Consider the following 20,971-nt stretch of genomic DNA (forward strand, 5'->3'; position numbering starts at 1 on the left):
CGGGAGACCATCGACGCCGTGCCGCAACAGCATCCGTTCGCGCTGCGCTACACGGCCGTGCAGCCCATCGAGTGGGAAACCTGTTCCCGCGTGTTGGACGCCGGTGAGCGCCGCGCACGGCTCCGCGGCGCCTGGGCCGGCACGGGCAAGGTCAAGGGCGCTTGAGGGCCGGTTGGGGTCAGCACGCCACCTGCGCACCGAGGCTCATCATCCGGGGCTGTCGGGCTCTGGAGCAGGGCGCCAGTGGCGCGGGCTTCCGGCTCAGGACGCCGTGCCGAGGTTGGCGTCCGCCGCGGCAAGCCGCTCGAGCCCGGCGCGCCAGTCCTCCACGAACAGCTCGATGGACTCGATAAAGTCCGGATCGTGCTCGGTGCGGTTGATGGTGCAGTGCACGACCATGGGCGCTGGGGTGTCGGTGCCGGCGGTGACCGTCCAGGCGAGCGCGTTGGGGCAGCGTGGGAGCGTGAAGCGCACGCCGCCGCGGATGGGCTCCCGATGTACCCGGAACTGGCCCCACAGGCACCAGATCTCGCCGGTGTCGCCGTCGGCGCACAGCACCTTGTCGATGGCGCCGCAATGCCCGGCGAGGGTGTCGATGGTGAGGTGCTGCTGGAGCTGGGCCTCGGTGGCCCGCGCGGTGGTTGTCGCGAAGAATTCCATCTGTCCTGCCTGCGGTCGGTGATGCTGGTTTTGGTCGTGAGGTAAGGTCCGGCGCGAGGGACCGTGAACCTAGTCTCCCTTCAGGTCCGCGGCGGCACGCCACGGGACTGCGCATCGCACAGCCCGTGCCCGCGGGCCGCTCCAGCAGGCGTCTGCCGCGACGGCTGGATGCCTGGCGGGTTCGACGCGATGCCGGTCTGCGCCTATGCTGGCACCTCCGCCGCTCGCTGACACCCCTCGCCGACCCTGGGAGACGCCGATGTTCCGATTCACCATGGCCGCCGCCCTGCTGCTGGCGAGCGCCTGCACCTTCGCGCAAACCGCGGAGCGCATCTGGTCCGGCGGTCCCATCCTGACCATGAACGATGCGGCGATGCGCGCCGAGGCCATTGCCGAGCAGGACGGCCGGATCATTGCGGTGGGCAGCAGCGAGGCGGTGATGCAGCTGCGCGGGCCGGACACGCGGCTGATTGATCTCAACGGGCGTGCGCTGCTGCCGGGCTTCGTGGATGCCCACGGCCACGTGATGATGGGCGGGCTGCAGGCGCTCTCGGCCAATCTGCTGGCCCCGCCCGATGGTGAGGTGACGGACATCGCCTCGCTCCAGCAGGTGCTGCGGGACTGGGTGGCGGCCAACCAGGCGGCGGTGGACAGGGCAAAGCTGATCATCGGCTTCGGCTACGACAACGCCCAGCTCGCGGAGCTGCGCCATCCCACCCGCGACGACCTGGATGCCGTCTCCAGTGACTATCCCATGCTGATCATCCATCAGTCCGGCCATCTCGCGGTGCTGAACAGCAAGGCGCTGGAGGTCGCCGGGATCTCCGCGGCCAGCAAGGACCCGGAGGGCGGTGTCATCCGCCGCCGCGCCGGCAGCGACGAGCCCAACGGCGTGCTGGAGGAGCTGGCCATGTTCAGCGCCCTGTTCAGGATCCTGCCCGCCATCGGCGCCGAGGGGTTCAAGGCATTCGCGCGCGCGGGCAGCGAGCTCTGGGCGCGCTTCGGCTACACGACGGCGCAGGAGGGCCGGTCCTCGCCGGACACCGTGCGCATCATGCGGGAGGTCGCCGCGGAGGGCGGCTTCGCCATCGATGTCGTGACCTACCCGGACGTGCTCATCGACCGCGATTTCATCAAGGACGGCGTCAGCTCCGGGTACCACCAGCGCCTGCGCATCGGCGGCGCGAAGCTCACCATCGACGGCAGCCCGCAGGGCTTCACCGCCTGGCGCGACGCGCCGTACTACAGGCCGGTGGGCGACTATCCGCCGGGCTACTCGGGGTACGCGGCGGCCACCGCGGAGCAGGTCTTCGACGCCGCGCTCTGGGCCGCGGACAACGAGATCCAGCTCATCACCCACGCCAACGGCGAGCGCGCGATGGACCTCCTCATCGCCGCCCAGCGCGCCGCCGCGGCCCGGCATCCCGACGCCGCCGAGCTGCGCCCGGCGCTGATTCACGGCCAGTTCGTGCGGGCCGATCAGCTCGACGACTTCAAGGCGCTGGGGGTCATCCCGTCGCTGTTCCCGATGCACACCTTCTACTGGGGCGACTGGCACCTGGAGCACACCGTCGGCCCCGACAAAGGGCAGAACATCTCGCCCACGGGCTGGGTGCTGGCGCGCGACATGATCTTCACCAGCCATCATGACGCCCCGGTCGCCTTCCCCAACTCCATGCGCGTGCTGGACGCCACCGTCACCCGCCAGGCGCGGGGGTCGGGTGTGGTGGTCGGGCCCGAGCATCGGGTGGACGTGATCACAGCGCTGAAGGCCATGACCCTCTGGCCCGCGTACCAGCACTTTGAGGAGGCGACCAAGGGCTCACTGGAGGTGGGCAAGCTCGCCGACTTCGTGATTCTCTCCGCGGACCCCACCGCGGTGGACCCGGAGACCCTGGACACACTCAAGGTCACGGAGACGGTCAAGGAGGGCCGCACCGTCTTCCGGCTCGACGCCGAGGCCGCGGGGGCGGCGGAGAATCCGGGCTTCACCCGCGCCATGGCGGCGCTCGCGGGCGCGAGCCACGCGCCGCGCATGATCCGACCGAGCGCCTGGTCCCGCGTGCTTGCACGACAGCAGACCGCGGTGACCACCGCCTGCCTGTCCGATCTCTTCCTCGCCCTCTCCGACGGCATGGCCTCGGCGCCGGGGCGCTGAAGCATCCGGGGGTCGTTGCCGGCTGCCCGGCGGCCGGGTGCTCGTCCCGACGGCCGGGGACTGACCTGACCCGCGGGCTGCGGGCTGCGCCTATCTGGCGGACTGGCTCGCGGCGGGCTGGCTGGAGCGCAGCCTGTCCGCCGACGGCGAGGAGGCGTACGAGGCCAGCGCCGCGGCGGCGCAGGCGATCCGCTTCGCGCAGGAGCTCACCGCCCAGCGCACCGTGGCCACCGAGAGCCGTCTGGGGCTCGTCATCGGTCAGCTGGCGCAGCTCGCCGAGGAGACCGAGCCGGACCCGGAGGTCCGCGCCCGCCGGCTGCTGCGCGAGCGCGAGCGCATCGACGCCCGCATCGCCGCCGTGCGCGCCGGCCGTCTGGAGCCGCTGCCGGCGGACCGCGCCCTGGAGCGCCTGCGTGAGATCCTGAGCCTGAGCGGCGAGCTGGCCTCCGACTTCCGCCGTGTGCGCGATGACTTTCGCACCCTGAACCGGGAGCTGCGCGAGCGCATCGTCGACAACGACGGCAGCCGTGGCGAGGTGCTGGATGCCGTCTTCGCCGACGTCGACCTCATCGCCGACAGCGACGCCGGCAAGACCTTCCGCGCCTTCTGGCGGCTGCTGACGGACCCGCAGCAGAGCGGCGAGCTGGAGGCGGCGCTGGAGGCGGTGCTCCAGCGGGACTTCGCCGGGCGGCTCGGCCGCCGCGAGCGCCGTGACCTGTCCGGCCTCACCGGGACCCTGCTGGAGCGCGGCGGCGAGGTGCACGACGTGCTGTATCAGTTCGCCCGCGGCCTGAAGCAGTTCGTGCAGAGCCGCGAGTACCGCGAGCAGCGGCGCATGAGCCAGCTGGTGAAGACCGCCCAGCGCCGCTCCCTGGCGCTCAAAGAGCGGCTGCGCCCGCAGCAGGCCATCGGCCGGGATCTCACCCTCTCCAGCGCGCGGCTGCGCTCCGTCGCGCAGCTGCGCCTGCACGACCCGAGCCTGGATGCGGTGGACGCCGGCATCGGCGATGCGGCGGAGTCCGTCATCGGCCTGGACGCCATCGCCGAGCTGGTGGCCCAGTCCGAGATCGACTTCCGCACGCTGGAAGAGCACATCGCCGAGCTACTCGCCGCCCGCGGCCAGGTCACCGTCGCCGAGCTGCTGCGCGCGTACCCGGCCGGGCAGGGCCTCGGCACCGTCGTCGGCTACCTGGCGCTCGGCCTGCGCGACGGCATCGTCGCCGAGGGGACCGACCGGGTGAGCTGGCTGGGGCGGGACGGCGTCGAGCGCTCGGCGCGGATTCCGCGGGTCTATTTCGTCGGCGGCGCCGATGGCCGATCAGCCCACGCGGACGAACCCCAAGGGCAGGCCTCCCGCGGGAACGGCTGAAGACAGACAGCCCCTTGATCGAGGCTGTCGGCGCATGCTCGTGCGGCGCCGTCACGCAAGACAGCAGGTCGTTGCGGACATCGATACAATTCGTCGATGCCACCGCAAAATTGTCAAGCATGTGGATTGAAAGAGAAATTTCGTCCGAGCTCACCGAGCTTGCCCGGCGCCATCCCGTGCTGGTGCTGACGGCTTCCCGCCAGGTGGGGAAGACCTCGCTGCTGGAGCGACTGTTCACCGGGCACCGCTACGTGACGCTGGACCTGGCCTCCAACGCCGAGATGGCGGAGTCGCGGCCGGCCGAGTTTCTCCGCCTGCATCCGCCACCGTTGCTTGTGGACGAGGTCCAATATGCACCGGGCTTCTTACGCGACATCAAGACCACGGTCGACGCCCGGCGCGGCGAGAACGGCCTGTTCGTGCTCACCGGCTCGCAGAACTTCCTATTGATGGAGCGTGTGGCCGACAGCCTGGCTGGACGGGCTGCGGTGATCCCGTTCCTTGGACTGTCCGCCCGCGAATGGGCCGCATCCCGGCAGCCGCCGTCGGCGGACGACTGGATGGATTTCCTTTGGCGCGGCGCCTTCCCCGCCCTGTGGGCCGCCGGGAAGGATTCGCCCGGGCGCGACCGCTGGTACCAGGGCTATGTCGCCACCTATCTGGAACGGGATGTCCGCAGCCTGGCGAATGTCGGCAATCTGCGCGATTTCGAGCGCCTGCTGCGGGCCGCCGCCGCCCGTTGCGCGCAGACCCTGAACATGTCGGAGCTGGCGCGCGACGTCGGCGTGTCTCCATCCACCGCCCGCCAGTGGATCGGCGTGCTGGAGGCGTCCAACCAGGTCCTGCTGCTGGAGCCCTACCACCGCTCCCTCGGCAAGCGCCTCGCCAAGTCGCCGAAGCTCTATTTTACCGACACCGGTCTCGCCAGCTTCCTGATGGGCTTCCAGTCCGCCGATGCGCTGCGCGGCAGCCCGCTGGCCGGGGCACTCTGGGAGAACTACGTCATCGTCCAATGGCTGCGCTGGCGCGACTGGACGCAGCCGGCGGCGGCGCTCTGGTATTGGCGTAACCAGAGCGGCGACGAAGTGGACCTCCTCATCGAGCACAACGCCCGTCTCTATCCGGTCGAATGCAAGCTCGCCGAGCGCCCCGGCGGCCATGCCACACGGGGCATCCAGCGCCTACGCCAGCTCTACGGCGACAGTGTCGCCCGCGCCTTCATCGCCTGCACCACCGAGACCCCCTTCGACATCGCCCCCGGCATTACCGCCGTCAACGGCTGGCAGACTTGGGCGCTCGATGATTGAGGTGGTGCCACGACGACATGCGAGACCGGCGCCCCCGCGCGCGTTTCCGTCCGAAACCGTCACACGCTGACTCACCAAGCATCATCCGATGACCAGTCCGGACAACGCCAAGACCCAACCGACCTCCCCAAAGGCCGCAAAGCCTGGCGACGACGCCCACCACCGCTCCGTCGGCAGGCGCCTTGCGCCCAACCTCGCTCAACGCGCCCGCACCGCGACTGGCCCCACGCCGGAGGAGATCGAATGGATCCGCGCCATGTCCAACTATCGCACCCGCGTCCCCAAAGGCGTCTTCCGCTACCGCTCCCACGAGGAAGCCAACGCCGACTGGGAGCGCTGGCATGCTGAGCTGGTTGTGGAGACTGCTCGGCAGCGGGAAAGCGACCCGGAGCGCGCTGCCCGACGGCGTCAGCCTGGAGCTTGCCGATGAAGCCGACCCGTTCGAGGGCGATCACCTGCACCGCGTCCGCCTCACAGGTATTCCATTCAAGGAGCCCGCGCCGCACATCGTCCGGCTCGACCTCGGCGGCGAGCAAGTGTCCGCGCTGGACCTTGAGGGGCTGCTCAAGACCAAGGAAGGGCTGCGGCCGAAGGATTAGGCAGACGCGGCGGTGCTGCGGCGGGCATTGGAGGCGCCGCGACGGCGGGATTGAGCCCGGACTGCTGCGACCGAGCAGGAGACCATCGCCGACGACCCGCAGCTCAGCCGTGAAGACCTCCGCGCCGCGATCACCTGCAGTGCGGAAACGGCGCGCGAGCCTGTCATCCCGATCGAGACCCGACCGGCGGCACAGCACAGCTCGCGCTTGACGAGAATATCGGCACCCGACACGGCCTGAGCGAGTTGCGCCCGCGCCACTGGGCCGGATAGCATTCGCTTACCGCGTCTTACCGAGGGCCTGCAATGGACATCGTCCGGCTTTCCACCAAGGGCCAGATCGTGATTCCGAGCGAGCTGCGTGCCCGCCACCGCTGGGAGCCCGGGACGGAGCTGATCGTCGAGGAACAGGGCGACGCCGTGGTGCTGCGTGCCGCCAAGCCCTTTGCGCCGACCCGGATCGAGGACGGCCTCGGCTGCACCGGATACCGGGGCCCCGCCAAGTCCGTGGCGGAGATGGACGCCGGCATCGACGCCGAGCTGCGGCGACGCTGGCGCGAGGACAAGGGTGCATGATCTCCGTCGATACCAACGTGCTGGTGCGCTACGTGACCGCCGACGATCCGGTGCAGTCGCGCCGGGCCGCGGACCTGCTTGGTGGCGCCGATGGGGTCTACGTACCGCCCACCGTGCTGCTGGAGATGGAATGGGTCCTGCGGGCGGTCTATGGCCTCGAGCGGAGCGCGGTCCTCACCGCCTTCCGGCAGGTGCTGGGGCTGCCGTCGGTGCATATCGACCGGCCTGCCCTGATCGCGCTGACCCTGGAACGCTACGAGCGCGGCTTCGACTTCGCCGACGCGCTGCATCTTGCCGGCGCCGGCAACGCCACGCCCCTCTACACCTTCGACAAGCGCTTCGCGCGTGTTGCCGCCCGCGAAGGTGTGGCCGCGCTCTGAAGGCGTCGGCCGGTCCATCGCGCTCCCCGGCAACGGCGCTTTGCCGGGCGTGCGGCACATCTCCCAGGTGCGGCATCGGGCGCTCCCCCACTATCATGAGGGCTCGCCGCAGCCGACAACCGCCCCACGGAGGCGGCCATGGACGCCCAGCAACCACCCCTCATCGGCAGCTCCCGCGTCCGCCTCGTAGACGGTCTGCTCGCCCTGGTCGATGAGGTCCAGCAGACCGGCGAGACCCGCTGGGTCTCGCTGGAGGCCCCATCCGGCTGGGGCAAGACCCGCGTCGCCCAGGCCCTGTACGAGCGCCTCGCCGCCCGCCAGAGCCAGCGCTATTCCCTTGTCGCGAAGCTCCGCTTCGCGACGCAGGCGACAAAGCTCTGCTTTGCGACGCCAAGATGCCGGCGCCCGTAAAGGCCGAAGCGTCGGGAAGCAGAGCTTCCCGACCGGGGTCGCGAAGCTGGAGCTTCGCGACCAGAGAAACCGAGGATTGACGATCGCCTATGCAAGCCCCCTTCAGCTACGACTGCTTCCTGAGCCACAACGAGCAGGACAAGCCGCGGGTGCGCCGGCTCGCCGAGCGGCTGCGGGATGCGGGGCTCAGGGTCTGGCTCGACGAGTGGGTGATCCGGCCGGGCGACGACATCTATCTCGCCATCGAGCGTGGGCTTGAGGAATCCCGCGTGCTGGTGCTTTGCCTGTCGCCGGCGGCACTGGGCTCTGACTGGGTGGCGCTGGAGCGCGGCACGGTGCTGTTTCGCGACCCGACTAACGCCGGGCGGCGATTTGTGCCGCTGTTGCTGGCCGATTGCGAGGTGCCGGATGCACTGCGGCGGTATGCGTGGGTGGATTATCGGGATGACAAGGATGGCGCCCTTGACGTGCTGATTGAGGCTTGTCTGCCAGAACCAGCATCGACAAGCTTGTCCGGAGCCGGGCAAGCCAATGCCGGCGCCGCCCGGTCGAATAATCAGGAGCAGCAGTCGCATGCGTGTCTGACTAAGGATAACAATGTGAAGACGCGGGATACGCCGATCTCGCAGGAGCCAAAGCCTGAAACCGAGCCTGATTCGGATCTACTCGCGGTGGCGGAGCGCGTCGTTCGGGCACACAACGACGAGATTTGGAACCTAGTGGTGAGCCCGGACGGAACATGGATGGCATCTGTCTCCATGGATAAGACAGTGAAGGTATGGGACCTACGGAAAGGACATTGCCTCTTCGCTCTACACAGTGCTGATGATTACGTGAGATGCGTTGCGATCACGGCCGATGGGAAACGGATTTTGTCTGGATGGAGTGACCACACCGTTCATGTCTTTGACCTGACCACACACGAGTTCATCGCTAACTGGCAGGCAAGCGTGAACTCTTTACTCGCTCTCGCGCCAATCTCGAACGGCGACCGCCTGATCACTGCAGGAGCAGCAATTACTCAGAACCTGAGCGTCTGGGACGTGCAGACTCAGCAATGTCGGATGACGCTGACAGGACACACTGAGGCAATAACCTCAGTTGCTGTTTTTGCCGAAGAAACGCGAGCTGTTTCAGCATCATACGACAAAACGCTACGGGTATGGGACATCGATAGCGGGGAGTGCCTTGAATTGCTAGCCGGCCATTCTGAAGGTGTGAACTCCGTTCAAGCCACGCCAGACGGCCGATTGGTGGTCTCGGGTTCAAAGGATCAAACGGTAAAAATCTGGGATCTGCAAGCGAGACGTTGCGTCGGAACACTGGAAGGCCACGAAGACGAAGTCAACTCTGTTGCCGTAACACATGACGGTGCTATAGTCGCGTCAGCTGGTTTTGCAGACGGTTCCGTCAGGCTATGGGATTGGCAGACAGGATCCTGCTTACAAGTGGTCCGGGATCGTTTTGAGCCAGTCTCGCTCGCGTTCACCCCCGACGGCTCGCGGCTCATCGTCGGCACCGTTCGCGGCGGTATCCACATCTACCGAATCTCTGCCGCCCGCGCCGCGCTGCTCACCACCACCCCCCGCCGCTACACAAACGCCAAGGTCGTCGTCATAGGCGAAGGCGCCGTCGGCAAGACCTCGCTGGCCCACCGCCTGGTCGACGACGAGTACGTGGTCAAGGACCGCACCCACGGCATGAACGTCTGGCCGCTGGACCTGCCGCTGCCGCCGGAAGAGCAGATTGACCGCGAGGCCCTGCTCTGGGACCTGGCGGGGCAGGAGGACTATCGGCTGATCCATCGGCTGTTCCTGGACGAAACGGCGCTGGCGCTGCTGCTGATCAACCCGCAGAAGGCCGATCCGTTCGCCGAAGCGGGGGACTGGCTCAAGGCGCTGGAGACGGCCGCCGGGCTGCAGCAGACCAAGCGCGACGCGGCCCGGCTGCTGGTGTTCTCCCAGGTGGACGTGGGCGGCATGAAGCTCGGCGATGCCAAGATCGAGCGCTTTGCCGAGGCGCACGGCTTCGACGCCTGGCTGGCCACCAGCGCGAAGACCGGCGCCGGCTGCTCAGACGCGGCCAACGGCGGCGCGCCTTCGACGCTCAAGCGGCTGATCGCCGAGAGCATCCCCTGGCAGCGGCTGCCCTGGACGGCGACGCCGCGGCTGCTGGCGGAGCTGAAGGGCGCGGTGATGCGGATGCGCGATGCCAGCGATATCCGGCTGCTTCGCTTCCGCGAGCTGGAGCAGCGCCTTGAGCAGGCCCTGCCGAATGAGCGGTTCGACCAGGCCGATGTGCGCACGGCGGTGACACTGCTGGCCAACCACGGCCTGGCCATGGTGCTCAAGTTCGGCGACCTGGTGCTGTTGCAGCCGGAGCTGCTCAACGGCTATGCCGGCGCCGTGATCCGCGCTGCCCGTGCCCATCATGACGAGATCGGCTGCGTGCCGGAGGCGGACATCTACGACCCGGGGTTCGACTTCACCGGCGTCGACCGGCTGCCGCGCCCGGATGAGGAGCTGCTGCTGCGGGCGATGGTGCAGACCTTCCTCGACCATTCGCTCTGCATCGCTGAGGACACGCCGCAGGGACGGCAGCTGGTGTTTCCGTCCCAGTACCGCCGCGACAAGGATATCCCCTGGGAGCCGGATGTCTTCGTCTCCTATACCTTCGGCGGCGAGTGGCAGACCATCTGGACGACCCTGGTGGTGCGCCTCTGGTACAGCCAGGAGTTCGAGCAGCGGGAGCTTTGGCGCAATGCGGCGGAATTCTGCTCCAGCCGCGGCCAGTTGCTGGGGCTCAAGATCGACAACCGCCAGGGCGAGGGCGAGGCGACCATCAGCCTGTTCTTCGATGTGCAGACGCCGGACGAGCTGAAGGTGATCTTCATCGAGTACGTACACCGCCACCTGGCCCGGTACGGCTGCGATGTGACCCGCGACCGGCGCTATGTCTGCACCGAGTGCGGCACGCCGGTGACCAATCTCGCCGCGGTGCGCAAGCGCCTGGAGCTCAACAAGGACTTCATCACCTGCCAGATCTGCGACGAGCGCGTGCCGCTGATCGACTTCATCGAGCAGCGGCTGAAGAGCGACCCGGTGGCGCGTAAGATCCTGGCCATGGAGGAGACGGCGACGCGGGCGCTGGACACCCAGGCCCTGGAGCAGATCCTGATCGGGCACATGATGGCCACCTGCGGTGAGGCGAACCAGGTGTTCCGCCCGGTCACCATGGCCGACTAGGGCATCGATGGCGAGGTCGAGTTCCGCGATGACGACGGCCGCCCAAGCGGCAGAAAGATCTATGTCCAGCTGAAAAGCGGCAACTCCTACCTGCGCACGCGCAAGGGCGACGGCAGCGAGGTCTTCGATGTGAAGAACGACCGCCACCTGGAGTACTGGGTCAGCCAGCCCGTGGACGTGTATCTCGTCATCCGCCAGACGGACGAGCGTACCGGCGACCAGTCCATACGCTGGATGAACATCACGCGCTACCTGAAGGATCGACAGGACCGGCATAGCCGCCAGATCGCCTTCGATGGCGAACCTTTGACGATGGAGGCGGTGTGGAGGCTCCGGGACAGCTTCTTTCCCCGACGCCCGCTTGCTCGCTGATCGTCACGACGCGCCAGCGTCGTCACGGGCCGCGGGCTGCTCAGCTGCCCCTGTGCCGGAGCCAGGCACGGCAGGGTTGGCGGCAGATCAGCCCATGAAAGTCACGCATCCGCATGTTCCCGAAGCGGATGTGGATGACCTTTGGCGGAGGTCTGCTGACCAGCGCCCGGTCGGAGAAATCGGCGTCTTTGGAAACGATGATTAGGCCATGGTCTCTGGCGTAGGCCCAAAGCTCGGAATCGGACCAGCGCTCGCCGAGGTCCCGCGCATGCACGCAGTCATCGCCGGCCCAAAGCGAGAACCGATAGGGCAGGTTTACGTCGATCAGGAAGCGCGGCATCACGCCACGCGTGCGAGGGTGTACCGGTGGGACATCATGTCGGCCGCGAAACGCAGGCAGGCGTGGATATCCGCGGCTTCCAGGGATGGGTACTGCGCGAGGATCTCAGCAGGCGAGTCCCCGGCGCCGAGGAAGCCGAGCACGGTCTCGACCGTGATTCGCAGGCCGCGAATGGTGGGGCGACCGTTGCAAAGATCGGGATCGACGGTGATGCGGCCGTCGAGATAGCTGAGGCGTTCGGTCGTCATGAGCGGCGTCATCTTCAGGTGTTGGGGAGCATGCCGGCAGTATGGCCCCGTCCCGCGCAAAGGTCACGATGCAGGTCTGTCCGCGGGCGCTCGCTGCCGCCTCGGCCTCAGCCGGTCGCCTGCAGTTCCTCGCGCAGCACGCGGCGCAGGGTCGCTTCGCCGATTGGGCTCTGGTGGAGAGGCTCGCGCAGGGGGGGCGTTGCTCAGGGCCGGAGTATTGTCACGATCATTTCCTTGATCGAGGGTACGAACCGGGCTCACGCTCTGAGCCACCGGCCGCCGCACACTGCGCTCCCAAGCATCTCCTGCAAGCCGGCGCCCCTCCTTGACGCCGCCGGTCGGCACGGGGGATGGTGGAGCCATCGACATGGGGCAGATTGCATGATCGGGGAGATGACGAGCACGACAGAGGACCGGATGCGCGCGGATCGTGATGCTGTCTTGGTCGAGCCGGGCGCCGACACACAGGCGCACGGCGACGACGAGCACACCGCCGCTCAGCTCTACCCCGGCGACACCGGTCAGTTGCCCGAACCGGCCCGCCGCGCGCTGGTGCAGTTGCTCTCCGGTCCGGCGCTGGAGCAGCGCCGCCACCCAAGGCTTTGGCCGGCGCTGATGCTGCACGAGGCGGTGATCCGCTCGCGCCTTGCGGACCTGTTCCTGGAGCTGATCCTGGACACGGACCGCGGCATCGCCTTCACCCGCCAGGCCGATACAGGGGAGCTGGAAACGCCCATCCTGCTGCGGCGCTCGCCGCTCACCTTCATCGACTCGGTGCTGCTGTTGTACCTGCGCCAGGTGCTGGTGGAGGCGGAGCTGCGCGGCGAGCCGGCGCTGGTGGACCGCGACGAGCTGGCGGATCAGCTGCGGCTCTACGAGGGCGCCGACAACACGGATCGGGCCGGCTTCGAGAAGCGCATCAACACCGCCATCGAGAAGGCGAAGAAGAACAGCCTGCTCGCGGCGCTGAAGGGCAATGCGGACCGGTTCGAGGTCTCGGCGAGCCTGAAGCTGATCTTCGGGCCGGAGGAGGTGGAGCAATTGACCGCCATCTATACGGCCATGGCCGCCGAGCCCGGCCGGGAGGGCGCGCAATGACTGCTGCGGGCCACCGGCACCGCGACGCGGCCGAAATCTTGCGAGGTCGATTCACCGCATCCGTGCGTGCGAGAAACTGGTTCTGGAACTACGAAAAGCGCGAAACACGCGAAAGGAGCGGCTTGATGACTGGCCCCGGCTTGCCCTTTTTCGCGCCTTTCGCGTGTTTCGTAGTTTCTCTATGCCTGAATGTCCGCGGAGCGGCCCCTACGACCTCGCACTTTTGTCGCCGCGGCGGCGGATGCGCTTCGCTTATCCGCCCTACAACGTCCTTCCCGCCTTCCGCGTGTTCTGGAGCGGACCAACCCCTCTGTCGGTCCACGGAGGCAGTGCTGTGAGTGAGCTCCAACACACGCCGGACAGCAGCGCAGCCCAGCCTCCAGCCGCATCCTCCATGCGGACCCCGGCCTGGCACGACGCGGACCGCCGCGAGCAGTTCCGCCTCGCCCGGCTCAGCCTGTTCAACTGGGGCACCTTCAACGGGCTGCACGAGGTGCCCGTCGCCCCGGATGGCTTTCTGATCGTCGGCCGCTCCGGCTCCGGCAAGTCCACGCTGCTGGATGCCTACACGGCGCTGCTGATCCCACCGCGCTGGACCAGCTTCAACGCCGCCGCGCGCGAGGGCGACCGCTCCCGCACCGACCGCAACCTGGTCACCTATGTGCGCGGCGCCTGGGCCGATCAGTCCAGCGCCGACACCGGCGAGATCGCCTCGCGCACGCTGCGACCCGGCACCACCTGGTCCGCGCTCGCCGCCGAGTACGCGGATGGCGACGGCGCAGTGGTGACGCTCGTCCAGCTGTTCTGGATCCGCGGCAGCGGCAATGCGACCCAGGACCTGCGGCGCCACTACATGATCGCGGACCGGCCCTTCGACCTGCGCCGCGAGCTGGCCGGCTTCGCCGAGGACCTGGACCTGCGCGGCCTCAAGCGCGACCTGCCCGAGGTCAGTCACTTCAGCGAGTACGCCCGCTACGGCGAGCGCCTGCGCATGCTGCTGCGCATCGACTCGGAGATGGCGCTGAAGCTGCTGCACAAGACCCAATCGGCGAAGAACCTCGGCGATCTCAACGCCTTCCTGCGGGAGTTCATGCTGGACCCGCCGCGCACCTTCGAGGTGGCCGACCGCCTGGTGGAGGAGTTCGGCGAGCTGGACCAGGCCCACCGCGCCGTGGTCACGGCCCGGGAGCAGATCGAGGTGCTGGCCCCGGCCCGCGACGCGCATGCCGCCCACGCGGAGGCCGGGCAGCGGCTGGTGGACCTGGACCGCCAGCTGCACGCCATCGACCCCTATCTGAAGCAGCGCCGCCGGGAGCTGCTGGAGGCGGATCTGGCCCGGCTCGACACCGAGGACCGGGCGCTCGCGGACCGCGAGACGGCCCAGCAGGCCCGCGTCGAGCAGGACCAGGCCCAGCTGGAGCGCCTGCGCGAGCGCCACCACGCCCAGGGCGGCGGGCGCATCGAGCAGCTGGCCCGCGACATCGCCCAGGCGGAGCGCGAGCGCGAGCGCCGGCTCGGCACCCGCCAGGAGGCGGAGCGGCTCTGTCGCAACCTGGACTGGACCCTGCCGGACACGCCGGAAGGCCTCGCCGCGCTCTCCGACCGCGCCCGCGACGTGGTGGAGCGCTGGCAGCAGCAGCAGGAGGAGACGGAGCAGGAGCGCGACGGCGTGCGCGACCGCCACAAGGCCGTGGTGGCCGAGCTGGACGAGGCCGAGGCGGAGCTGGCCGCCCTGCTGCGGCAGCCCTCGAACATCCCGGCCCGCATGCTGGCACTCAGGGTGCAGATCGCCGACGGCCTGGGCCTTGCGGACGAGGCCCTGCCCTTCGTCGGCGAGCTGGTGCAGGTGCGGCCCGAGGCCGCCGACTGGCGCGGCGCCATCGAGCGGGTACTGCACAACTTCGCGCTGTCGCTGATCGTCGATGAGCGCCACTACGGCGCCGTCTCCCGCATCATCAATGAGACGCATCTGGGCCAGCGGCTGGTCTACCATCGCGTCGAGCGGGAGGCTCCGCGCACCACCCGCCGGCTCGGGCCGGGCTCCCTGGTGGCCAAGCTGGACCTCAAGGCATCGCCCTACCGGGACTGGCTCTTCGATGAGCTGAGCCGGCGCTTCGACTACCAGTGCGCCGCCAGCTTGAGCGCCTTCCGCGACGCCGAGCGCGCCGTCACCCTCGCCGGCCAGGTGAAGCACAACCGCGGCCGCCACGAGAAGGACGACCGCCACCGCATCGACGACCAGAGCCGCTGGGTGCTCGGCTTCGACAACCGCGACAAGCTGGCGCTGTTCCGGCGCACCGTGGAGCGGCTCCAGGCGGAGCGCAGCCAGCTGGACCGGCAGCTCAAGGCGCTGGCCGCGCGGCGCGACCAGGCGGGTCAGCACGCGCTTTCCTGCCGCCAGCTCATGAACCTGCGCTGGGAGGATCTCGACGTCGCCGCCCAGCTCAGGCTCATCGACGGGCTGCAGGCGGAGCTGCGCGCACTGCGCGAGGCCAACCGCGACCTCGCCGAGCTGGGCCGGCAGATCGAGGCAGCCCGCACCGCGCTGCGGGAGGCAGAGGCGGCGCTCGGCGAGCTGCGCGGGCAGCGCGCCGACATCGGGCGCCACCGCAATGCGCACAACCTGGCCCTGGCGGAGCTGGACCGGGAGCTTGCCGAGGTGGCTATCGAGGCGGCGCCGTTGGCAGCGCTGACCGCGCGCTTTGAGGCCCCGCAAGCACCGCTGACGCTCGCCAACCTGGACAGCCGTGCCCGGCACGTGGAGCGCGACCTGCGCGAGGCGCGCAGCGCCGCGGAGCAGGAGCGCCACCAGCACGCGCGGGTCATGGAGCGCCAGTTCGGCGCCTTCAAGCGCGGCTGGCCCATGGCGGCGGGGGACCTCGACGAGGCCCTGGCCTCGGCGCCCGAGTACCTCAAGCTCCTGACGCGCATCGAGCAGGACGGCCTGCCGCGCTTCGAGGAGCGCTTCGCCGCCCTGCTCAAGGACCAAAGCACCGAGAACCTCGCGGCGCTGAACCGCCACGTGGACGAGGCCCGCCGGCAGATCCGCGAGCGCATGGCGCTGGTGAACGACGGCCTCGCCGAGGCCGAGTTCAATCCCGGCACGCACTTGCAGATCCAGGTGAGCGAGCGCCAGTTGCCGGACGTGCTCGCCTTCCGCGAGCAGGTGCGCGCGGTGCTGGAGCACGTCTGGACCGCGGAGCTCGACACCGCCGATGCCGAGACCCGCTTTACGACCCTCTCCGGCATCGTCGCCCGTCTGGCGGGCCAGGAGCCGGACGACAAGCGCTGGCGGGCGCAGGTGCTGGACGTGCGCCTGCACGTGGAGTTCATCGGCCGGGAGCTGGACGCCGACGGCCGCGAGGTGGAGGTCTACCGCTCCGGGGCCGGCAAGTCCGGCGGCCAGCGCGAGAAGCTGGCCACCACCTGCCTCGCCGCCGCGCTGCGCTACCAGCTCGGCAGCGCAGACGGGCGCGGCGACGGCGGCCTGCCGCGCTACGCCCCGGTGATCCTGGACGAGGCCTTCGGCAAGGCCGACAACGAGTTCACCGAGCTCGCCATGCGCATCTTCGAGCGCTTCGGCTTTCAGATGATCGTCGCCACCCCGCTCAAGTCCGTCATGACCCTGGAGCCCTTCATCGGCGGCGCCTGCTTCGTCGATATCCGCGACCGCAAGCACTCGACAACCCTGCAGATTGCCTACGAGCATGACCGCAGGCGCCTGGCACTGCCGGAGCGTCGTGCACAGGCGTCGGCATCACAGCCGGCGGCAGCCGACGCACCGGCGCCGGCCCAGTCCTGGGCGGCAGCGCCGGTACCCGGCGACGACCCGCTGCCGGCGCCGCTCACGGGTGCCGGGCCAGTGCAGGTCCGGCGCGATGGCCGCGTCACGTCGGCTTGACCCCGCCGCCGTCGCGGCGCTCCTGCGCAAGCGCTGGCAGAGCGGCCACCGGCGCTGGCTTGATGCGACCGCCGGCCGGCTCGACGCTGCCGGCGGCCGGCTCGACGCTGCCGGCGGCCGGTTCGACGCTGCCGGCGGCCGGTTCGACGCCGCCGGCGGCCGGTTCGACGCCGCCGGCGGCCGGTTCGATGCCGCCGGCGGCTGGCCGCTGACCATCCTGTTGCACCCGCCGACGGAGCGGGATACGGCACGGGACCTCGCCGGCGTGCGCGACTGGATCGAGCGCTGGGCCGCGGCGCAGGCCGACCCGGCGCGGCCAGGGGAGCTGGTCTGGACCGAGCGGCAATGGCCGGGGCTCGGCCGGCAGCGGCTGCCGGAGCGGCTGCTGCTGGCGGGGCCGGAGCAGGTGGCGGTCTGGCTGGGTGAGGAGGCAGGGTGGCAGCAGGCCTGCGAGCGAGCGGCGGCCCTGCGGCAGGTGTTGGCGACGCTGCGCGTCGGCCGCCACTTCGACTGGCTCCCCGCCGCCCCGACGGCGGACTTCGAGCGGTTGCTGGCTGTGCTCCGCTGGCTCGACGAGCACCCCGGCTCCGGGCTGTACCTGCGCCAGCTGCCGATCCCGGGCATCGACACCAAGTGGATCGGCACCAACCGCGGCCGGCTCGTGCACCTCCTTGGCCAGCGTCAACGGCCGGCGCTGGGTTCTGACGACACCGCCGGCAAGGATTTCCACGCGCTCGCCGGACTGCGCCGCGAGCCGGACCTGATGCGCATCCGCATCCTCGACCCGGACCTGCGCGCCGCGGTCGGCGGCCTCGGCGACATCACGGCGCCGGTGGAGCAGATCGCCGCGCTGCCGCTGCGCCCGGAGCGCATCTTCATCGTCGAGAATCTCCAGACCGGCCTCGCCTTCGGCGAGCTTCCGGGTGCGGTCTGCTGCATGGCCCGCGGCTACGCCGTCGAAGCCTACGGCGGCATCCGCTGGCTGCGCGAGCGTCCCTGCCACTACTGGGGCGATCTCGACACCCACGGCTTCGCCATCCTGAACCGCCTGCGAGCACACTTGCCGGGCGTGCGCTCCCTGCTGATGGACGCAGACAGCCTGCTGCGCCATCGTGACCTCTGGCAGCACGAGGACAAGCCGGCCGCCGGGCCGCTGCATCGGCTCACGGCCGGTGAGCAAGCCGTCTTCCAGGGCCTGCTCACCGGCCGCTGGGGCGAGCGCGTGCGGCTGGAGCAGGAACGGATCGACTGGGGCTATGCCTGGGCGTATGTTGAGGCGCAGTCCGATGCGGCGCAGCCACAGCCGGCGGGTGCGTAGCGCCGCGCCGGCTCTTCTTCCACGGCCCAGCGGATGACCGACGCCGTGTCTGGGCCGATGCCGGGGATCGCCGCAAGCTCGGGCGCAGACGCCGACACCACCGCCTCGACGCTGCCGAAGCGCTCGATGAGCCGCTGCGCACGGGCCGGACCAATGCCTGGCAGTCCTTGCAGGATGTAGGCTTGCAGTTGCCGCTTACCCCGCGGGCGGCGGCCTTTGCGCGCCAGTGCGCCGCTGGCGACGGCCCGCCGCTGGCGGGCAGCGACGAGGATGAGATCAGCGGTCTCTGCGGCGCCGGTGCTGCGCAGGATCGGCAGTCCCAGCTCCAGGGTCAGCATGGCGAGCGCCCCCTGGATGGCCTCCCGGCGCATGCGACTCCCGGCGAGGTCGCGCCCGCGGCCTTCCAGCACCAGGGCGGTACGCTGCCTGGCCTGCGCCAGCCGCAACGCTTGGGAGAACAAGCGCCCATCCTTGATGGATTGGACGAGGTCAGGCAGCGTTTTGCGCTCGAACAGCAGGCCATCGTCGACCAGATAATCGCCCACGGGCAGACGCCCGCTGTACAGGGTCACATCCGGGTGCTGCCGCAGCCGCGCGACCACGCCATCCGCGGGCTCGCGGTCATCTGCAACGACATGGACGCCGTCTTGACCAGGCTGCATGGGTGTCGTCGAGTGATGTTCTTGACTGCTGAAATGTACACCAATAGTGCTCGACGGGGGTACAGTATCAGGCTCGCGGCCCGCAGCCACTGTCTGTGTCATGGCGGCTCCCCCGGGCAGCGTTCCAAGAACCACCTGCACGTTGCCGATGTAGGCTGCATCCGCAAAGCGTATCCACCGCAGGCCGAGACGCCGGGATGCCCGCCACCCATGCGCGCTCGACGCCGAATCGAGCCGTTCAATGCACCCATCAGCCGGATTGCGGTGCGCTGTCGCCGCGGTTTTTGTAGGCTTGCGCCCTGACGGTGCCCATGGCTTCATGGGAGCGCCTTGCGGGTATTCCAGATGGGGGCGCGCTGTGCGTGCATGCCGTGCTCACCAAGGTCGAGGGTCGGCCCCCGCTCGGCCCCGGTGACCCCGGCAATGCTCACCAAGGCCCAGGGGCCGACGGACCCACCCATACCCGTGTGCAGCATCCGGACATCACCGCCGCCCGGCACTCGGCTGTGCCGGCCAGGATCATGGCGCGCGGTGCTGACCAACCGCACGCGCGCCTGCGCCCGCTGCGCGGCGGACGGGGTCGCCGGCGCCGGCCGACCGGCGGCTTCGCGACCTGCCCCGGCCCGGGCCAAGGCCCGGGCCGCAGCCGAGCAACTGACGCGCCCGGCTGCTGCGAGCCATGCCTGCCGGCAACCTGCCTGCTGCGTGGCAGCAGCCCGGGCGATGACCATCGATAACCGCTTCGACGGAGAACACGAAAGGGGACAGCCATGACCGCAAAGAACGCCTTCTACGCCCAATCCGGCGGTGTGACCGCCGTGATCAACGCCTCGGCCTGCGGCGTCATCGAGACCGCCCGCCAGCACACCGACAAGATCGCCAACGTCTATGCCGGGCGCAACGGCATCATCGGGGCGCTCACCGAGGACCTCATCGACACCAGTCAGGAGTCCGCCGAGAACATCGCGGCACTCAGGTACACGCCGTCCGGCGGCTTCGGCTCCTGCCGCTACAAGCTCAAAAGCCTTGAGGCCAACCGGCGCGAGTACGAGCGCCTGATCGAGGTCTTCAAGGCCCACGACATCGGCTATTTCTTCTACAACGGCGGCGGCGACTCCGCGGACACCTGCTACAAGGTGAGTCAGCTGTCGGAGAAGATGGGCTTCCCGGTGCAGGCCATCCATGTGCCCAAGACCGTGGACAACGACCTGCCGATCACCGACAACTGCCCGGGCTTCGGCAGCGTCGCCAAGTACATCGCCACCTCCACGCTGGAGGCGAGCTACGACGTGCGCTCCATGTGTGCCACCAGCACGAAGCTCTTCGTGCTGGAGGTCATGGGCCGCCATGCGGGCTGGATCGCCGCCGCCGGCGCGCTGGTGGCGGACCAGGGCATCCCGGTGGTGACCCTGTTTCCGGAGATCGAGTTCGACCAGGACAAGTTCATGACCGCCGTGAAGGCCAAGGTGGAGGAGCACGGTTATTGCAGCGTCGTGGTGTCCGAGGGCTGCCACTGGCCGGACGGGCGCTTCCTGGCCGAGCAGGGCACCAAGGACGCCTTCGGTCATGCCCAGCTCGGCGGTGCCGCGCCGGTGGTGGCGAACATGGTCAAGGAGGCGCTCGGCTATAAGTTCCACTGGGCCGTGGCGGATTACCTCCAGCGCGCCGCGCGGCATCTCGCCTCCAAGTCCGACGTGGAGCAGGCCTACGCCCTCGGCAAGGCCGGCGTCGAGTACGCCCTCCAGGGCCACAACGCCATCATGCCGACGGTGGTGCGCAAGTCCTCGGACCCCTACGTTTGGGAGATCGGTGAGGCGCCGCTCTCGGAGGTGGCCAACGTCGAGAAGTTCATGCCGCGGGACTTCATCAGCGACGACGGCTACGGCATCACGAGCCAGTGCCGTGAGTACCTCTACCCGCTGATCTCCGGCGAGGACTATCCCCCCTACGAGAAGGGCCTGCCGAAGTACGTCACACTCGACAACAAGCCCGTCGCGAAGAAGCTCGGGCCGTTCGAGGTCTGACCCGGCCTGCCCGGGCTCGGCGCAGCCGGGCGCCTTGGTGTAGAGACCTCGGCGGCCGGCAGCCGGGGAATGCACGCAATCAGCACAGGCGGGCGATCAGCTCAGGCCGGGAGGGCGGCGCAGGGATGCCGTGCCAGCCCGGCATCGAGGCTGTCGGTGAGCGTGCAGCCTGCGGCCTGATTGCCGAGCAGCAGCAGACAGTCCGATAAGTCCGCCGGCCCGTCCCGGTAGGCGTCCAGTCCCGCTCGCACGAGCGCGTCGCCCCTCGATGCGCAGCTCGGCGGTGATGAGCAGCTGCTCCGGC

19 protein-coding genes are annotated in these 20,971 nt (G+C 69.2%); 13 read left to right on the plus strand and 6 right to left on the minus strand.

Annotated elements, in window-relative coordinates; translation table 11 throughout:
• Window positions 1–261: 261 nt before the first annotated feature.
• On the minus strand, window positions 262–660 hold the full coding sequence (locus QZ607_RS06575) for a hypothetical protein (protein ID WP_295881035.1): 399 nt from the start codon (window positions 658–660) through the stop codon (window positions 262–264).
• A 259-nt stretch (window positions 661–919) separates the two neighbouring features.
• On the opposite strand from QZ607_RS06575, the gene QZ607_RS06580 reads away from it, so the two are divergent.
• The 9 genes from QZ607_RS06580 (at window position 920) to QZ607_RS06620 (ending at window position 11,076) form a co-directional block, all read left to right on the plus strand.
• Window positions 920–2,818, plus strand: a complete 1,899-nt coding sequence (locus QZ607_RS06580) for an amidohydrolase (protein WP_295881037.1) — start codon at window positions 920–922, stop codon at window positions 2,816–2,818.
• A 94-nt stretch (window positions 2,819–2,912) separates the two neighbouring features.
• The gene (locus QZ607_RS06585; protein WP_295881311.1) at window positions 2,913–4,187 is read left to right on the plus strand and encodes a DUF3375 domain-containing protein; all 1,275 of its coding nucleotides are present in this window, start codon (window positions 2,913–2,915) and stop codon (window positions 4,185–4,187) included.
• A 119-nt stretch (window positions 4,188–4,306) separates the two neighbouring features.
• On the plus strand, window positions 4,307–5,494 hold the full coding sequence (locus QZ607_RS06590) for an ATP-binding protein (RefSeq protein WP_295881040.1): 1,188 nt from the start codon (window positions 4,307–4,309) through the stop codon (window positions 5,492–5,494).
• 341 nt (window positions 5,495–5,835) lie between these two features.
• Window positions 5,836–6,093, plus strand: a complete 258-nt coding sequence (locus QZ607_RS06595; protein WP_295881042.1) for a hypothetical protein — start codon at window positions 5,836–5,838, stop codon at window positions 6,091–6,093.
• 305 nt (window positions 6,094–6,398) lie between these two features.
• Window positions 6,399–6,668 carry an AbrB/MazE/SpoVT family DNA-binding domain-containing protein gene (locus QZ607_RS06600; protein WP_295881044.1) on the plus strand — a complete coding sequence of 90 codons (270 nt, stop codon included), beginning with the start codon at window positions 6,399–6,401 and terminating at the stop codon, window positions 6,666–6,668.
• A complete protein-coding gene (locus QZ607_RS06605) occupies window positions 6,665–7,048 on the plus strand; it encodes a type II toxin-antitoxin system VapC family toxin (protein ID WP_295881047.1) in 384 nt (127 codons plus the stop codon). Before QZ607_RS06600 ends, QZ607_RS06605 begins: the two co-directional genes overlap by 4 nt.
• A gap of 138 nt (window positions 7,049–7,186) precedes the next feature.
• Window positions 7,187–7,459, plus strand: coding sequence for a hypothetical protein (locus QZ607_RS06610; RefSeq protein WP_295881049.1), 273 nt, complete (start codon window positions 7,187–7,189; stop codon window positions 7,457–7,459).
• Window positions 7,460–7,548: 89 nt separating this feature from the next.
• Window positions 7,549–10,704 (plus strand): TIR domain-containing protein, encoded by a 3,156-nt coding sequence (locus tag QZ607_RS06615; protein ID WP_295881052.1) that lies wholly within the window; start codon window positions 7,549–7,551, stop codon window positions 10,702–10,704.
• 3 nt (window positions 10,705–10,707) lie between these two features.
• Window positions 10,708–11,076: a DUF4365 domain-containing protein gene (locus QZ607_RS06620; protein WP_295881313.1), complete on the plus strand. Its 369-nt coding sequence runs from the start codon at window positions 10,708–10,710 to the stop codon at window positions 11,074–11,076.
• Between the two features lie 40 nt (window positions 11,077–11,116).
• Here QZ607_RS06620 and QZ607_RS06625 read toward each other — a convergent pair whose 3' ends face one another.
• Both QZ607_RS06625 and QZ607_RS06630 read right to left on the minus strand, forming a co-directional pair.
• Window positions 11,117–11,416, minus strand: a complete 300-nt coding sequence (locus tag QZ607_RS06625; protein ID WP_295881054.1) for a DUF5615 family PIN-like protein — start codon at window positions 11,414–11,416, stop codon at window positions 11,117–11,119.
• Window positions 11,416–11,664, minus strand: coding sequence for a DUF433 domain-containing protein (locus QZ607_RS06630; RefSeq protein ID WP_295881058.1), 249 nt, complete (start codon window positions 11,662–11,664; stop codon window positions 11,416–11,418). The genes QZ607_RS06625 and QZ607_RS06630 overlap by 1 nt, the downstream gene beginning before the upstream one ends.
• 393 nt (window positions 11,665–12,057) lie before the next feature.
• On the opposite strand from QZ607_RS06630, the gene QZ607_RS06635 reads away from it, so the two are divergent.
• From QZ607_RS06635 to QZ607_RS06645, 3 genes are all read left to right on the plus strand, one after another.
• Window positions 12,058–12,762 carry a DUF4194 domain-containing protein gene (locus QZ607_RS06635; protein WP_295881060.1) on the plus strand — a complete coding sequence of 235 codons (705 nt, stop codon included), beginning with the start codon at window positions 12,058–12,060 and terminating at the stop codon, window positions 12,760–12,762.
• Window positions 12,763–13,096: 334 nt separating this feature from the next.
• Window positions 13,097–16,663, plus strand: coding sequence for an ATP-binding protein (locus QZ607_RS06640; RefSeq protein ID WP_295881063.1), 3,567 nt, complete (start codon window positions 13,097–13,099; stop codon window positions 16,661–16,663).
• Window positions 16,641–17,981 carry a DUF3322 and DUF2220 domain-containing protein gene (locus tag QZ607_RS06645; RefSeq protein ID WP_295881064.1) on the plus strand — a complete coding sequence of 447 codons (1,341 nt, stop codon included), beginning with the start codon at window positions 16,641–16,643 and terminating at the stop codon, window positions 17,979–17,981. The genes QZ607_RS06640 and QZ607_RS06645 overlap by 23 nt, the downstream gene beginning before the upstream one ends.
• Here the strand turns inward: QZ607_RS06645 and QZ607_RS06650 are convergent.
• Together QZ607_RS06650 and QZ607_RS06655 are read right to left on the minus strand one after the other, a co-directional pair.
• Window positions 17,918–18,643, minus strand: coding sequence for an ERCC4 domain-containing protein (locus QZ607_RS06650; RefSeq protein ID WP_295881066.1), 726 nt, complete (start codon window positions 18,641–18,643; stop codon window positions 17,918–17,920). The two genes, QZ607_RS06645 and QZ607_RS06650, sit on opposite strands and share 64 nt — an antisense overlap.
• 317 nt (window positions 18,644–18,960) lie before the next feature.
• Window positions 18,961–19,119 carry a hypothetical protein gene (locus QZ607_RS06655; RefSeq protein ID WP_295881069.1) on the minus strand — a complete coding sequence of 53 codons (159 nt, stop codon included), beginning with the start codon at window positions 19,117–19,119 and terminating at the stop codon, window positions 18,961–18,963.
• 294 nt (window positions 19,120–19,413) lie between these two features.
• Here QZ607_RS06655 and QZ607_RS06660 point away from each other — a divergent pair, with 294 nt between their 5' ends.
• Window positions 19,414–20,667: a 6-phosphofructokinase gene (locus QZ607_RS06660; protein WP_295881072.1), complete on the plus strand. Its 1,254-nt coding sequence runs from the start codon at window positions 19,414–19,416 to the stop codon at window positions 20,665–20,667.
• Window positions 20,668–20,768: 101 nt separating this feature from the next.
• Here QZ607_RS06660 and QZ607_RS06665 read toward each other — a convergent pair whose 3' ends face one another.
• Entirely contained in the window at window positions 20,769–20,918 is a 150-nt protein-coding gene (locus QZ607_RS06665) for a hypothetical protein (RefSeq protein WP_295881074.1), read from the minus strand.
• Window positions 20,919–20,971 lie beyond the last annotated feature (53 nt).

Origin of the sequence: uncultured Thiohalocapsa sp., from assembly GCF_913063425.1 — a bacterium.
Taxonomy (GTDB): Bacteria; Pseudomonadota; Gammaproteobacteria; order Chromatiales; family Chromatiaceae; genus Thiohalocapsa.

Bases quoted from the DNA above. Each gene is read 5' to 3' on its own strand.
- QZ607_RS06575 (WP_295881035.1), bottom strand. From the start codon at position 660: ATGGAATTCTTCGCGACAACCACCGCGCGGGCCACCGAGGCCCAGCTC.
- QZ607_RS06580 (WP_295881037.1), top strand. From the start codon at position 920: ATGTTCCGATTCACCATGGCCGCCGCCCTGCTGCTGGCGAGCGCCTGC.
- QZ607_RS06590 (WP_295881040.1), top strand. From the start codon at position 4,307: ATGTGGATTGAAAGAGAAATTTCGTCCGAGCTCACCGAGCTTGCCCGG.
- QZ607_RS06595 (WP_295881042.1), top strand. From the start codon at position 5,836: ATGCTGAGCTGGTTGTGGAGACTGCTCGGCAGCGGGAAAGCGACCCGG.
- QZ607_RS06600 (WP_295881044.1), top strand. From the start codon at position 6,399: ATGGACATCGTCCGGCTTTCCACCAAGGGCCAGATCGTGATTCCGAGC.
- QZ607_RS06605 (WP_295881047.1), top strand. From the start codon at position 6,665: ATGATCTCCGTCGATACCAACGTGCTGGTGCGCTACGTGACCGCCGAC.
- QZ607_RS06610 (WP_295881049.1), top strand. From the start codon at position 7,187: ATGGACGCCCAGCAACCACCCCTCATCGGCAGCTCCCGCGTCCGCCTC.
- QZ607_RS06615 (WP_295881052.1), top strand. From the start codon at position 7,549: ATGCAAGCCCCCTTCAGCTACGACTGCTTCCTGAGCCACAACGAGCAG.
- QZ607_RS06625 (WP_295881054.1), bottom strand. From the start codon at position 11,416: ATGCCGCGCTTCCTGATCGACGTAAACCTGCCCTATCGGTTCTCGCTT.
- QZ607_RS06630 (WP_295881058.1), bottom strand. From the start codon at position 11,664: ATGACGACCGAACGCCTCAGCTATCTCGACGGCCGCATCACCGTCGAT.
- QZ607_RS06635 (WP_295881060.1), top strand. From the start codon at position 12,058: ATGACGAGCACGACAGAGGACCGGATGCGCGCGGATCGTGATGCTGTC.
- QZ607_RS06645 (WP_295881064.1), top strand. From the start codon at position 16,641: ATGGCCGCGTCACGTCGGCTTGACCCCGCCGCCGTCGCGGCGCTCCTG.
- QZ607_RS06650 (WP_295881066.1), bottom strand. From the start codon at position 18,643: ATGCAGCCTGGTCAAGACGGCGTCCATGTCGTTGCAGATGACCGCGAG.
- QZ607_RS06655 (WP_295881069.1), bottom strand. From the start codon at position 19,119: ATGCTGCACACGGGTATGGGTGGGTCCGTCGGCCCCTGGGCCTTGGTG.
- QZ607_RS06660 (WP_295881072.1), top strand. From the start codon at position 19,414: ATGACCGCAAAGAACGCCTTCTACGCCCAATCCGGCGGTGTGACCGCC.